Below are 13,417 nucleotides of genomic sequence, written 5' to 3'. Positions count from 1 at the left end.
CCGTTCAGAACTGGAAGTAGAGGAAGGGGGAGTAGCTCTGCGCCGAGAGCTTGAGCAGCGAGGCGCAGAACAGCAGGAGCAGCGCGCCACGCAGGGCGACCGTGCGCATGTCCACGGCCTGCAGGGCAGCGCCGGCGCCGGCCAGGGTCATCCCCGGCGCGTGGCGACGACCGGCGAGGAACTGCCGGGCGCCGCACAGGGCGATCACCACCCAGGCCAGGAGCAGCGTGCTCATCTGCAGGCCGGTGATGCGCGCCAGGGTCAGCTCGCTCAGGTGCCAGTCGTCGAAGGCGAACAGGGCGGCGTACATGCGCCCGGCGACCTCGAGGTTCTCGGCGCGGAAGATCACCCAGCCGAGCATCACCAGCAGCAGGGTGAAGGCCCACTTGAACAGGTTGAACTGGGTGGCCGCGGCCTTCACGCCCAGTGCGCGCTCGATGGCCAGCCAGGTGCCGTGCCAGGCGCCCCAGATCAGGAAGGTCCAGTTCGCGCCATGCCAGAAACCGCCCAGCAGCATGGTCAGGAACAGGTTGCGGTAGGTGTTGAAGGTGCCGTGGCGGTTGCCCCCCAGCGGTACGTACAGGTAGTCGCGCAGCCAGGTGGACAGGCTGATGTGCCAGCGTCGCCAGAATTCGGTGATCGACTGGCTGATGTAGGGCTGGTTGAAGTTTTCCATGAAGCGGAAGCCCATCATCAGGCCCAGGCCGATGGCCATGTCGCTGTAGCCGGAGAAGTCGAAGTACAGCTGCGCGGTGTAGGCGACCATGCCCAGCCAGGCCTCGCCGGTGGTCGGGTTGTCCAGCGCGAAGCAGTGGTCGACCAGCGGTGCCAGGCTGTCGGCGATGAATACCTTCTTGACGAAGCCCTGCATGAAGCGCGTGGCGCCTTCGGAGAACTTGTCCAGGCTGTGCGTGCGGTCGGTGAACTGGTCAGCCAGGTCCTTGTAGCGCAGCACGGGGCCGGCGATCAGCTGCGGGAACAGGGCGATGAACGCGGCGAAGTTGATCAGGTTGCGCGTGGGTTCGGTGTCCTTGCGGTACACGTCGATCAGGTAGCTGATCGACTGGAAGATGTAGAAGGAAATACCGATCGGCAGGATCACCTGGGTCAGCACGAACGGCTGCATGCCGGCGGCTTCCAGCAGGGCATTGATGTTGGCCACGCCGAAGTTGGCGTACTTGAAATAGCCCAGGGTGGCCAGGTTGCCGATCACCCCCACGGCCACCCAGCGGCGCGCTGCCTGGGTGCCGGCATGCGCCTGGATACGCAGGCCGAAGAGGTAGTTCCACAGCGTCACGGCGGCGAACAGCAGGAGGAAGTCCACCCGCCACCAGGCGTAGAAGGTGTAGCTGCCGATCAGGATCAGCAGGTTGCGCCCGCGGTTCGGGCACAGGTAGTACAGGCCGAGGAAGATCGGCAGGAACAGGAACAGAAATACGTTGGATGAAAAGACCATCCGTGCTTCTCCGTGAACAGCCGGGGCAGCGCCCCCCTTTCCCCCCGCGAGCGGAGGGTTTGTTTTGCTACGTGTAGGAGCCGGCTTGCCGGCGATCGGCTTCTGAAAGCATCGCCGGCAAGCCGCCTCTAGGGTTTTTCGAACACCTGCGTCACCTCGCCGCCGAGGCGGAAGCTGTTGAACGGCCCCCGCTCCTGGTTCAGCTCGCGGGTCTGCTCGTCACAGGCATAGAGGCTGCAGTAAGGCGCCAGCCAGGCGTACTTGTAGTCCTTGTGCAGCTCCGCCATGTCCTGCTCGGCGCCGCTGCGGCGGGCAAAGGCAGCGGGGTCGCGGGCACCTTGCAGCACCCGTTCGGCCAGGCGTTGCAGGGCGCCGTGATTGGCGTCGCGCAGGTCGACATCGTTGGCCTGGGCGAACGCGGCGATCATCGCCAGCGGCGGCAGGGCGTAGTTGTGGTACGCCAGGGCGCGCTGGCTGCGACGCATCTCGTTGGCCAGGTAGCCGTCGGCATCGACCTGGCCGGCGGCGACGCGGAACTGCTCCACCGACCAGTCGAACAGGTCGCGACGATCGGCGATGACGGCCACCGCCATCACCGACCAGGCGGCCCAGTAGCTGTGGTTGTTGATCTTGCGCAGCGGCAGGCCGCTCCATTCACGCACCGTGTGCTCGGCCAGGCGGGTGAACCAGGCCTCGATGCGCGCGCTCTGCTGCGGGTAGGCCGCCAGCGGCTGCGACTCGGAGAACTTCAGGCGCAGCCAGGCGCCGGCGAGGCTGCCCAGCGCCCATTTGCGCATCGACTTGCCGGTGTGGTTGAACTGCTCGGACTCCAGGGCATCGGCGCTGGCCCACTGGTCGAGCCACTCGACGGCGCAGTCCAGGTGGCCCTGCTGGCCGGTGCGCATGTAGTAGGTGATCATCCGTCCGGCTTCCTTCTCCAGACGGGTGATGTTCGCGGTCTGCTCGCGGAAGTTTTTCTCGGCCTTGCGGTTGAGCGTGGCGCGCGCGCTGTTCGAGCCTTCGTACTTGCTGGTGAACTGCAGGTCGCCGGTATAGGGACGGGGCACGGCCTGGCAGCTGGGCGCTTCGCCGCCGCGCTGGCCGACGGCGGCGTGGTAGCCGGGCGGCGGTTGCAGCGCGGCGAAGGCCGGGGCGCTGAGCAGCAGGCTCATGAGCGTGAGTGGGGCTAGTCGCATGGGCATGGTGGCCTCCTCAGTCGTCCGCGCCGTGCCGGGCAACCTGCTGGGCGGCGCCAGTCGGGCGCTGACACAGGCTGGCCTGGACTTTCAGGTCGTCGTCGCTGTCTGCGGGTTTCTCGATTTCCAGGGCGAAGAAGTTCTCGTCGCCCCAGCCCGGCTCGTCACGCAGTTCGACGGCGAAACGTCCGTCGGTATCGACGGTGTTGGGCTTCTCCAGCTTGATCTGCTCGCGGCGGCCGTTGAGGTACCAGATGGTGGCGTCGACGCGCTTGACCGACGGATCGCTGAAGCGCAGGTCGAGCTGGTGGCGATTGCCGGCCAGGGTCAGCAGCTTGTTCTGGCCGTTGACCAGCACCTCGTTGCTGCCGGGATGCAGGCGCTTCTCGCTGCTGAGCAGCTCGGTCTGGCCTGCGCAGCCGTTGTTCAGGGTGGCCATCAGCTGACGGTGGATCTTGTCCGAGGCCAGGTCGTACAGCGGCGAGAACTCCCAGATGAGAATCTGCGGCGGGTCGTTCTGGAACGACTCGCTGCCCAGGTATTCGAGCATCGCGCCTTCCAGGCCACCGCCCGGAAAGGCGGCGTTGAGCACGTCGGTGCCCAGGTACTCCTCGAGGAAGCCACCAAAGTTGTAGTTCTTGCCGCTGTGGCTGGTACCGACCAGGGTGATCCTCGGGCTGCTCTCGTCGCCGAACAGGGCGTCGCCATCGCTGGCGTCCTTGGGTTCGGTGATGAACTGGTCGACGTACTGCACCGCGTAGCCGGTGCCGCACAGCTGGCTGGCGACGTTCTGCATGGTGCCGGTCTTGCCCATCAGGCCGACGCGCTGGGTGACGAATTCCTTGCGTGGGATGTCCTCGAAGCCGGGAATGCGCTTGATCGTTTCGGCCACCAGGCGCGCAGTGCGCTCGGCGCCATAGGGGGTCCAGTGCTGGTCGCGGCGGAAGTAGAAGTCCTGCTCGCTGTGTTCGTCGGTGAGCCCGCTCAGGTCGGGGACCCAGATCCCCAACTGCTCGAAACGGTTGAGGGCCTGGCGGTAGTTGCGCAGGGCCTTGTCGTAGTCGAAGCGCTGGTAGTCGGCGGGGCGCAGCTTGTCGCGATTGACCAGGCCACGGGTCGGTTGGTAGACCACCACCAGCTCGACGCCGCGCTGCTTGAGGCCGTCGCGCAGTTCCTTGAGGCGGCGATAGCCGACCTCGCTGGTGCCGAACTCGGTGCGCAGGTCTTCCACGCTACGGAACAGCCAGCCTTCGTCGGCATCGAGCAGGGTGACGAAGTTCTTCATGTAGTTGCTGGTGTAGCGGCTGGCGTCGTGCGCTGCCGGGCACAGCGAGCAGCAGTCCTCGACCTGATACTGCGGCGCCTGCCGCTCTTCGGCTTGCAGCGCCGTACTGGCCAGGGCGCAGGCCATGCTCAGGGAGAGGAGTTTGAAGGGCGATGGTGTCATCTTTGGCCTCATCAATTGGTCAGTTTCTCGGGCTCGATCGGGTCGATCAGCACGGGCAGGCGCTGGCGCACCATGAGGTCGAGAATCTCGTCCTGCTTCTCGCCGAGAATCCCGGCCAGCTGGATGCCGCTGGCCTTGCTCGGCGCGAGCATCTTCACGCGGTACATCTCGACGGAAAGCGGCGAGTCGATGTTGATCGGGCTGGAGCCGTTGCCGGCCAGGGTGCCGCCGACGATGATCATCGAGATCTTGGTGTCGAACGGGTCCAGCTCAAGGTCGCGGTCGGTGTTGCTCAGGTCCTTGATGTGGCCGTACACGCCGGTCAGCTGGTTCATCGCCGACAGGTTGTCGTAGAGGCGGATGTTCTCGCTGTTGCGAATGCGGATGCCGTGGCGCCGGTTGCGCAGCACCTGGTTGCCCCACAGCAGGTTGTCGCCGCTCTCGTACAGCGTGATGCCGTCGGAATGGTTGCCGTGCACGCGGTTGTAGGCGATCAGGTTGCGCACGCTGCTGCGGTCGATCACCACCCCGGAGAGCTTGTTGTCGTAGCTCTCGTTGTTGATGATCCAGCTGTCGTTGACCTCGCGCGAGATGATGATGCCGTGCTTCTTCTTGGTACCGAACACGGTGTTCTCGGCGATGATCAGGCCGTGCGAGCGGTCGTGCGGGTCGATGCCGTAGACGATGTTGTCGCGGTAGGTGTTGCCCTTGATCACCACGTTCTGCGCTTCGTAGCAGTAGAAGCCGTACCAGTGGTCGACGAACTCCGAGTCGATCAGCCAGCCGGTCGGCTCTGCACGCTGCAGGCGCTCGTGCATGTTCGGCGTGTACTGGGTGATCGACACGCCGTAGGACTTGGAGTTGTCGTAGCCCAGGCTGGTCAGCACGCTGCTGGCGATGTACAGCTCGCTGCCGCCCCAGGACACCAGGAAGGGGCGAAACTCCTTGGCCTCGCGGAAGGTCGCCGGGCCGTTGTCCACCTCGCGCCAGGCGGTGACGCGGGTGTCGGTGAGGAACATCAGGCCGTCGTTGACCAGAAACGCGCCGCGTTCCTGCGACAGGCGCAACTCGCGGGTTTCCTTGCCGACGTGCAGCGCGGCGCCCGCGGCGACGACGATGGGCAGGCGGGCGATGTACACGCCCGGTGCCTGCTCGGCGAACTGGCTGTCGGGCAGTGCCTCGGCCAGGTCCTGGGCGGTGACCAGGCCGCCTTCGATGAAGATCGCGTGGGGCATGCCTTGCTGGCGCTCGATCCATTCGCGCAGGCGCTCGTTGCCCCCGGTGAAGTCCTTCAGTGCGTCCTGGCGCAGCATGCGCCGCACCACCACCTTGCCCTTGTGCCCGCGCGGAATCTTCGCCAGCACGGCGTCCTTGGTGTAGCCGGACAGGTCCGGCAGCTTGGGCGTTTCCATGTGCAGCTCCTCGGCCGGAGCGCTGCGCACGCGGTAGTCGAACTGGTGGTGCTGCGGGTTGGCCTGGGCCAGCGGCACGCCGAGGCACAGCGCGCCGAGCAGCAGGGGTAGGGCTAAGCCGTTGGGTTGCATGGTCCGATCCCTCAGAAGCGCCAGATGAAGTCGACGAAGGCGCGGTGCATCACCGAGTCGGTGCCGCTGCCATAGGCATCGCCGGGCAGGAACACGCCGGCGCGCAGACGTACCAGTGCCGAGCGTTCGTCCAGCTGTTCGGCCACGGCGGCCGGCAGCAGGCCCTGCTTGAAGTAGCGGGTCAGCACCAGGTCGACTTCCTGGCCGATGTCTTTCTCGCCGGCTTGCAGCGGCGCGGTGATGCCGCTGTCACCGACGTCCTGATCGTCATCGACGCGCCAGAAACGGTGGTAGACGACGCTGGCGTCGTAGTCCTCGCCCAGCTGCAAGGAGCTGAATGCACTGGCCACCTGCAGGTTGGAGAGCTCGCCGCGGAAGGCCTCGCCGTAGCGGTGCAGGCGCGATTCGACGCCGGTGAAGTTGGCACGGTTGCTCTGCAGGCCGGTCTGCATGAACTGGTGCGAGGTATCGTCATCGCCACCGCCGCTGCCACGGGCGTAGGCAGCGCCGACCTTCCAGTTGTCATCGAGGCTGTAGCGCAGGCCCAGGTCGATTGCCCAGGCGTCGACGTCCTGGCTGCGCGAGCCGGTGGCCAGGCGCTCGTCGCCGACCACCTGCTGTTGCAGCTGGTCGGTGTCGCCCTGCAGCCAGGTCAACTGCGCCCAGTAGTTGAGGCGGTTGCGCGAGTTGCGCTCGAAGAAGCCGCCGTCGGCGTGCACGCCGAACCAGGTGAGGTCGCCGGTGTAGCGCTTGCTCAGCTCGTCGATGCGCTCGCCGGGGTTGGCCAGGTGGCCGTCGTCGCGGCTGTGGTGCAGCTTGGCGCCGATGCGATGGCCGGGCGTCCACTGGTAGTCGAGGCCGGCGAAGACGTGCTGGCGATCCTCGTCTTCGGGCGCCAGGTCGTCGAGGTCGGTGCGGTAGTCGGAGAAGCGCTCGGCGACACCGACGGTGGCTTGCAGCAGGGTGGTGTCGAAGCGCCAGTTGACGGCCTCGATATTGGTGTCCCACCAGCTGCCTTCGTCACTGCGCAGGCGCTGGCGCCCGACGCGCAGGTGCTCGCCGGGGTACGCGGTGAGGCCGGCGTAGTCGACCCAGAATTCGCGCAGCGCCAGGTAGCTCTTGTCCGGCTGACGTGCGTCGTTGCCTTGCTCGCTGGTTTCGCCATCGTCCTGCAACGGGTCGGTCTCGATGGTATCGGTGGCGGTCACCGCCTGGCCCATGGCGAAGGCGCTCCAGTTGCCACGCTCGCCGTAGACCCAGGGCCGAACGTCGAGGCCGAGGCCGTTGACGTCACCACCACTGCGGGTACCCAGGTCGCGGTCGTCTTCCGATTGCGCGGTGATCTTCACGTCCAGGCCGAAGTTCTTCGTTGCATCCGCCGCCCAGACTGGGGCGGTGCTGGCTGCCAGCAGGCTGGCGCCCAGTCCCAGTTGACTGACGATACGGTTTAGCTGCATGCGGGCATCCTTGTTCATGGCTGGCTGACCTGCAGGGCGGCCTGTTGCTGCAGGACGATGCCGCGTGCATCGCGCTCCTCGCGCAGCAGGCGCTGGCCCTCGGCCAGTTGCGCCGGGGTCAGGCTCTCGGCCACCGCGTGCGCCAGCTCGAAGGTCGGCGGCGTGTTGCGCGGCAGGGCCAGCTGGCTGAAGACGTAGGCGTTGACCGGGTTGGGCTTGACGCCACGGCCCTGGCTGAACATCTGCGCCAGGGCGAAATCGGCGCTGAGCTGGCCGGCGCGGGCGGCGCTGAGCAGGTGGTCCAGGGCCTGCTGGGCGTAGACCTCGCCGAGGTAGCCACGCAGGTAGAGCTGTCCCAGGTAGTAGTTGGCGCTGGGCTCGCTGGGCGCGGCCTTGCGCAGGTGCTGCTCGGCCTTGTGCGGTTCTTTCGGCAGCAGCTTGCCTTCGTAGTACAGGCGCCCCAGCAACAGCTCGGCGCGCGGCACGGCGGCTTCGCGGCCCTTGTCCAGGTAGCCGAGCAGGGTCTCGGTATCGCCCTGCGCCGGGTAGTCGTAGAGCAGACGCGCCAGGCTGACCCAGGCCGCCGGGTAGTCCGGGGCGATCGTTTCGAGCAGGTCCTGGGCACGTTGCGGCTGCGGCTGGCCGAGCTCGGCATCGCTGAGCACCTGGGCCACGGACTCGACCTGGTTGGGCGAGACAGTGCCCGTGCGGTAGCCGGCCAGCAGTTGCTCGAGCAGCGCTTCGCGGTCGTCTTCGCGATTCTGCTTCTGGTACACAGTCGCCAGTTCCACATAGCAGGCGTCGTTGCTGGCCAGGCGGGCCTGGCAGATGCGTTCGATCTCGCCCAGGTGCTGGTCGTAGGTGCCATCGGTGCGGTACAGGAGAATCTGCGCCAGCTCGGCCTGCGGCCGGCCTTCCTGGCGCCAGTCTTGGATACGTTGCGCGATGTTCATGGCGGGAAAGTCCTGTGGGTAGAACAGGTAGAGTTCGGTCAGCGGCAGCAGCGCGCTCGGCTCGCCGGCGCGGCTGGCGCTTTCCAGCAGCTCGGCGGCTTCCTGGCGCTCGGCCAGGCTGCTGCCGGGCTTGCGTGCCAGCAGCTTGCCGAGGCGTGCCTTGGCCCGAGGCGAACCGTCCAGGGCCTGGCGGTAGATGCGCTCGGCCTGATCCAGATCCTGGTCCTGGCCGCCGGCCGCGTAGATATCGGCCAGACCGATCTGCGCGTCGCTGTAGCCCATCTCGGCGAGTTGACGGAAATGCCATTCGGCAGTCTGCTGGTCGCCGCTGTGCAGGGCTTCACGGGCCAGGCGCTCGTCCGGCAGGCCGGCGCAACCGGCCAGCGTGGCGCCGACGGCCAAACCGAGCAGGGCGGGGCGAAGAAGTGGCATGCTCACGGCGATCTCCGTAGGGGCTGTTGATGTTTCATCGCGCGTCGCGTTGCTGCGCCAAATGTCGCCAGGCAAGGCGTGGAGCGCCGGTAATGGTCGTTCCCTTGCCAAGCTCCGCAACGCAGCCTGGCGACATTTGCCGCGCAACCCGGAAGGGCCGGGCCAGTTTTTGCGCGGTGCTGCGTTATTCGTCGTTCATTTGGAATAACCAAACTTCTCTCCTCATGCCTTGCTCCGCGCAAAAACTGGCTCCGGCGCGGCCGCGAATAAACTTCAACAGACCCTATCGACCTGCGGCGACGGCGCGATCGACCAGCCAGCTCAGCGACGGACCACGGTCGATGACCACGTCCACCGGCTGTCCGGCGAGGCTGGCGGGCAGGGTGTCCTGCGGCTTGATCACCACGCGGATGTCCGAGCTCAGGCCGCCGTCGTGCAGGCTGCTGCTGACGATCTCGCCGCGCCGCGACTGTTCTTCACCCGCGACCTTGAAGGTCACCGGCGTGCCCGGGCGGGCCTGCTCCAGGTGGCGGTAGGGAAAGCTGGCGCTGACAGTGGCCACGCCATCCTGCGGCACCAGCTCGAAGATCACGTCGCCCTTGCTGGCGAACTGGCCGTCCGCGACCAGCTGACGGGCGATCTTGCAGTTGCACGGGCTGGTCAGGGTGCCCTGCATCTCGCGGGCGAACAGCGCCTCGATCTGGCTCGGCTCGAGCTGGTCGTCGCCCAGGTGGCCCTTGAGCATCTCCAGCATGCTGGTGGTGAAGGTGGCGATCGGCGCGCCTTTCTCGATCATCCCGTCAGGCTGGGCCAGGCTCTGCACGCTGCCCTCGCGCGGCATGGTCACCTGCAGCGCCGGCAGGCTGATCTGCGCCGACTGGGCATGGGTGACGAAGTACAGGCCGTAGATCGACTTGCCGATGTAGCCGAAGGCGGCCAGGCCGATGAGGAAGATGGCGCCACTGAAGGTGACCGCACGCAGACGGCCGAACACGCCCATACCGCTGCCGGAGCCGTTCTTGCGCGCCTTGGTGAAGTTGTCGCGCTGGAGAATGTGCAGCACTTCGCCGACATTGACCAGCTCGCCGGCCAGGTGGGCGCTGATCAGGTGGCGCAGGGCGGCCGTCTCGCGGGCGCCGAGGCCATGGAACTGGCAGCCGACGCGGTTGTGCTCGGGCTGCACCGAGGTGACCTGGAACTCGATGTCCAGGCCCAGGACCAGGCTGTCGAGCTGGAACTGCAGCTGGCCGCGATGGAAGTCGCCGACCTTGTGCGTGGCGTTCTCGCTGGTGAAGCTGAAACCACCCGCGGAGACATCCTGCAGGCGCGCGTCGATGCGCTCGCGCTGGGCATTGCTGTAGCGCAGGCGCCCGGGCAGCTTGACGCGGGCGTGCTGGCGCTGGGCTTCGGACTCATGGACGACGTTGAGATTGGCGACAGAGTTCATGGTGGCTAATTCCTATTCGAGTACGGTCACACCAGCGCCAGCAGCGCGGCGATGAAGACGGAGGCGGCAGAGAAGGTCATGGCGCGTGACGACCAGCTGTTGAACCAGCTGGCGAAGCTGGACAGGCCACGGTTCAACTTGGTCGGTTGACGGGTCCAGGACTGCTGGTCGAGGCGGAAGAACACGTAGATCTTCACCAGCGCACCGACGATCTGGTTGTAATAGAGAAGGACCGGGTAGGCCGGGCCGATGCGATGCCCGGAGAGCATCAGCAGCAGGGTCAGGATCAGGCGCGTGCTGCCGATCCACAGCAGGTAGATCAGCAGGTACATCAGGCTGTACTTGATGCTGGCGATGAGCGCCACGCACAGGCCGAGGATGCAGGTCCACATCGATACCCGCTGATCGAACAGCACCAGGCTGGTGAAGGCGCCGAGGCGCTTCACACCCAGGCGCAGGGCGCGCGAGTTCTGCCGCAGGTTGTTGCCGTACCAGCGGAACATCAGCTTGCGGCTGGCCTTGATGAAGCTCTTCTCCGGCGGGTGCTCGACCGTGTTGATGCTGGCGTCGGGCACGTAGAAGGTGTCGTAGCCCAGGCGCATCAGGCTGAACCAGCTGGATTTGTCGTCGCCGGTGAGGAAGCGGAAACGCCCCAGGCGCCAGTGCTCCAGGTGATCGCTCTCGACGTCGGTGATGAACTCGGGGTTGGTCACCACGCTGGCGCGGAATACCGACATGCGGCCGGTCATGGTCAGCACGCGCTTGGAGAGTGCCATCGAGCACATGTTGAGGTGGCGTTGGGCGAAGCGCAGCTTGTGCCATTCGCTCATCAGGTAGCTGCCGCGCACCTCGCAGAACTCGTTGGTGGTCAGGCCGCCGACGTTGGGGAACAGCTTGAACCAGGGCACGCACTTCCTGACCACGCCCGGGTCGAGCACGGTATCGCCGTCGATCACCGCCGCGACCGCATGCTCGTCCGGCATCTGCCGGGAGATGGCGCGGAAACCGTGGGCCAGGCCATCACGCTTGCCGGTGCCGGGGATGCGCACGATGTCCAGCTTGACGTGCTCGGGGGGCTCGGCCTGCGCCCAGAGGTTCTTGATCAGCAGCTCGTCGGAGAGCTCGACGATCGAGCACACCACGGTGGTCGGGTAGCCGCAGTCGATGGCTTCGCGAATCACCGAGCGGTAGACCATGGCGGTGGTCAGCGCGTCGATGCGAAAGCTGGTGACCATCAGGAAGACATGTGAAGGGTCCGCCGCCTTGCCCAGCTTGAGCACCTTGCGGCGATACCAGGGGTAGACCAGATAGAGGAACAGGCAGCCGCGCACGAAGTGCATGGCGCCCATGGAGTAGCGCCAGATGCCGACGATGCCGATGAGCAGGAGGAAGTCCCGCGATTCGGGGTCGAACACCGTGCGTGGCAACGCCAGGGCCAGGAGCATCAGCAGGCTGAGATAGAGCAGCCAGCCGCTGGCTTCGTTGAGGCCGTTCTTGAGCTTGTCCATATGTGTCTCTCGGTGCCCGCGTGCCTGGCACGCGGGCACGCCAGGCCCTTACCAGCAGATCCCTTCGGCCACGCCATTGCTGGCGTGGGGCATGAAGCCCACCAGGTCGATCACGCGCTTGCCGCTCGGCGCCTGCTCGGCCAGTTTGGCGAAGCGCTCGTCGCTGTTGCCCAGGACGATGATGTCGGCCTTCGCCACCACGTCTTCCAGGTCGCTGTTGAGCAGCGAGGAGACGTGCGGGATCTTCGACTCGATGTAGTCCTTGTTGGCGCCGTGAACGCGGGCGTACTCGACGTTGCGGTCGTAGATGCTCAGGTCGAAGCCCTTGCCGATGAGCATTTCCGCCAGCTCCACCTGCGGGCTTTCGCGCAGGTCATCGGTGCCGGCCTTGAAGCTCAGGCCGAGCAGGGCGACCTTGCGCGAGTCATGACTGGAGATGATGTCGAAGGCCTTCTGCACCTGGGCGGCGTTGCTGCGCATCAGCGAGCCGATCAGCGGCGCCTCCACGTCCAGGCTGCCGGCCCGGTAGTTCAGGGCGCGCACATCCTTGGGCAGGCAGGAGCCGCCGAAGGCGAAGCCGGGCTTCATGTAGTAGCGAGAGAGGTTGAGCTTGTGGTCCTGGCAGACCACGTCCATCACCTCGCGACCATCGACGCCGACGGCCTTGGCGATGTTGCCGATCTCGTTGGCGAAGGTGACCTTGGCGGCGTGCCAGACGTTGCAGGTGTACTTGATCATCTCGGCGACTTCGATGTCCTTGCGGATGACCGGTGCGTCCAGCTCGCTGTAGATGCTTTCCAGCAGGTCGCCGGAGGCGCGGTCCAGCTCGCCGATGACGGTCATCGGCGGGAAGTCGTAGTCCTTGATCGCGGTGCTCTCGCGGAGGAACTCGGGGTTCACCGCCAGGCCGAAGTCGACGCCGGCCTTCTTGCCCGAGCAGTCCTCGAGGATCGGCAGCACCACGTTCTTCGCGGTGCCCGGCAGTACGGTGCTGCGTACCACCACGGTGTGGCGCTCGCCCTTGTCGCGCATGGCCATGCCGATCTCGCGGCACACGCCTTCGATGTAGTTCAGCTCCAGGTCGCCGTTCTTCTTGCTCGGCGTGCCGACGCAGATGAACGACACATCGCTTTCCAGTACGGCTGCAGCGACATCGGTGGTGCCGCGCAGGCGGCCCTGACGCAGACCCTGTTGCAGCAGTTCTTCCAGGCCCGGTTCGACGATGGGCGATTTGCCGTTGTTGATCAGGTCGATCTTGTGCGCGGAAATATCCACGCCAATCACGTCATGGCCGCGAGCCGACAAACAGCCGGCACACACGGCCCCTACATAACCCAAACCGAAGATACTGATTCGCATGGTATTCACCTCGTCCGTATGATGCAGTTTCAAATACTGGCCTTATGGCCAAAACGCGTCCGTGAACTTGCTGTTCATTACAGCGGCAAGTTCATTCAGGCATAAGTAGAGTGGGGCACCGGAAGTGGTGCCAAGTACGGGCCTTTATAAGAGAGTGGCCCTTTGATGTTGTCGCTTGTGCCTCGCGGGAGGCCTCTGTTTCAGTACTTTGGCGGGTTCGTGAATCTCCCTGTTGAATACAGGAACTTTCGTTTGGGCGAATCTGTCCGGCGAAAGTTAATTCGCAATCAGGCAGGTTCAGTGACAAAGAAAGTTATGTATTGAAATGTGTTACGGGCTGTATGAGTCGTGGCGCTTTCCGATAGTTCCTACCGTTCGTCCTGATGCTGAACCGGAGCTGAACGGCTAATTGATCGCAATATAGTGGCAAGTTTGCAAAATGCATGATGGCACATCGCGATTTAATTAATTCGAAACTATCCGATAACTAAACGGCGCGATAAGTTCGCTGGAAAGTTGGGATGAGCTGAAACTGTGATGCCAAGCCGGTTTCTGCATGCGCAACGCCGTGCCGGGGAATCTTTGCCGCGTGCGGGAATCGGGGCGGGGATATGGCGG

10 protein-coding genes are annotated in these 13,417 nt (G+C 65.3%); 1 reads left to right on the top strand and 9 read right to left on the bottom strand.

The window, feature by feature from the left end:
• Positions 1-4 precede the first annotated feature (4 nt).
• From EPK82_RS22565 to algK, 6 genes are all read right to left on the bottom strand, one after another.
• A complete protein-coding gene (locus tag EPK82_RS22565) occupies positions 5-1,456 on the bottom strand; it encodes an MBOAT family O-acyltransferase (RefSeq protein WP_134678106.1) in 1,452 nt (483 codons plus the stop codon).
• A 128-nt stretch (positions 1,457-1,584) separates the two neighbouring features.
• Entirely contained in the window at positions 1,585-2,658 is a 1,074-nt protein-coding gene (locus EPK82_RS22560; protein WP_134678105.1) for a mannuronate-specific alginate lyase, read from the bottom strand.
• A gap of 10 nt (positions 2,659-2,668) precedes the next feature.
• Complete coding sequence (locus EPK82_RS22555) at positions 2,669-4,099, bottom strand: alginate O-acetyltransferase (RefSeq protein ID WP_134678104.1); 1,431 nt, start codon at positions 4,097-4,099, stop codon at positions 2,669-2,671.
• A gap of 11 nt (positions 4,100-4,110) precedes the next feature.
• Complete coding sequence (gene algG, locus EPK82_RS22550) at positions 4,111-5,643, bottom strand: mannuronan 5-epimerase AlgG (protein WP_134678103.1); 1,533 nt, start codon at positions 5,641-5,643, stop codon at positions 4,111-4,113.
• A gap of 11 nt (positions 5,644-5,654) precedes the next feature.
• The gene (locus EPK82_RS22545) at positions 5,655-7,100 is read right to left on the bottom strand and encodes an alginate export family protein (RefSeq protein ID WP_134678144.1); all 1,446 of its coding nucleotides are present in this window, start codon (positions 7,098-7,100) and stop codon (positions 5,655-5,657) included.
• A 14-nt stretch (positions 7,101-7,114) separates the two neighbouring features.
• Complete coding sequence (gene algK / locus EPK82_RS22540; protein WP_134678102.1) at positions 7,115-8,491, bottom strand: alginate biosynthesis TPR repeat lipoprotein AlgK; 1,377 nt, start codon at positions 8,489-8,491, stop codon at positions 7,115-7,117.
• Between algK and EPK82_RS24840 the strand changes: the two genes are divergently transcribed.
• A complete protein-coding gene (locus EPK82_RS24840) occupies positions 8,484-8,693 on the top strand; it encodes a hypothetical protein (RefSeq protein ID WP_167494395.1) in 210 nt (69 codons plus the stop codon). The genes algK and EPK82_RS24840 overlap by 8 nt on opposite strands.
• Positions 8,694-8,768: 75 nt before the next feature.
• On the opposite strand, the gene EPK82_RS22535 is transcribed toward EPK82_RS24840, so the two are convergent.
• Genes EPK82_RS22535 through algD form a run of 3 tightly spaced genes read right to left on the bottom strand, consistent with a single transcriptional unit; the run spans position 8,769 to position 12,799 of the window.
• Complete coding sequence (locus EPK82_RS22535; protein ID WP_047587949.1) at positions 8,769-9,932, bottom strand: alginate biosynthesis protein Alg44; 1,164 nt, start codon at positions 9,930-9,932, stop codon at positions 8,769-8,771.
• 26 nt (positions 9,933-9,958) lie between these two features.
• Positions 9,959-11,440 carry a mannuronan synthase gene (gene alg8, locus EPK82_RS22530; RefSeq protein ID WP_047587947.1) on the bottom strand — a complete coding sequence of 494 codons (1,482 nt, stop codon included), beginning with the start codon at positions 11,438-11,440 and terminating at the stop codon, positions 9,959-9,961.
• A gap of 48 nt (positions 11,441-11,488) precedes the next feature.
• On the bottom strand, positions 11,489-12,799 hold the full coding sequence (gene algD / locus EPK82_RS22525) for a GDP-mannose 6-dehydrogenase (protein WP_037047397.1): 1,311 nt from the start codon (positions 12,797-12,799) through the stop codon (positions 11,489-11,491).
• Positions 12,800-13,417: the final 618 nt, after the last annotated feature.

Origin of the sequence: Ectopseudomonas khazarica, from assembly GCF_004521985.1 — a bacterium.
Classification (GTDB): domain Bacteria; phylum Pseudomonadota; class Gammaproteobacteria; order Pseudomonadales; family Pseudomonadaceae; genus Aquipseudomonas; species Aquipseudomonas khazarica.
Note: the sequence above shows the minus strand (reverse complement) of the source record. Positions and strands in the feature narration are given on the sequence as shown.

What these genes read in the sequence shown, in the direction of transcription:
- EPK82_RS22560 (WP_134678105.1), bottom strand. Translation starts at nt 2,658, where the DNA reads ATGCCCATGCGACTAGCCCCACTCACGCTCATGAGCCTGCTGCTCAGC.
- algG (WP_134678103.1), bottom strand. Translation starts at nt 5,643, where the DNA reads ATGCAACCCAACGGCTTAGCCCTACCCCTGCTGCTCGGCGCGCTGTGC.
- EPK82_RS22545 (WP_134678144.1), bottom strand. Translation starts at nt 7,100, where the DNA reads ATGCAGCTAAACCGTATCGTCAGTCAACTGGGACTGGGCGCCAGCCTG.
- EPK82_RS22565 (WP_134678106.1), bottom strand. Translation starts at nt 1,456, where the DNA reads ATGGTCTTTTCATCCAACGTATTTCTGTTCCTGTTCCTGCCGATCTTC.
- EPK82_RS22535 (WP_047587949.1), bottom strand. Translation starts at nt 9,932, where the DNA reads ATGAACTCTGTCGCCAATCTCAACGTCGTCCATGAGTCCGAAGCCCAG.
- EPK82_RS22555 (WP_134678104.1), bottom strand. Translation starts at nt 4,099, where the DNA reads ATGACACCATCGCCCTTCAAACTCCTCTCCCTGAGCATGGCCTGCGCC.
- algD (WP_037047397.1), bottom strand. Translation starts at nt 12,799, where the DNA reads ATGCGAATCAGTATCTTCGGTTTGGGTTATGTAGGGGCCGTGTGTGCC.
- EPK82_RS24840 (WP_167494395.1), top strand. Translation starts at nt 8,484, where the DNA reads ATGCTCACGGCGATCTCCGTAGGGGCTGTTGATGTTTCATCGCGCGTC.
- alg8 (WP_047587947.1), bottom strand. Translation starts at nt 11,440, where the DNA reads ATGGACAAGCTCAAGAACGGCCTCAACGAAGCCAGCGGCTGGCTGCTC.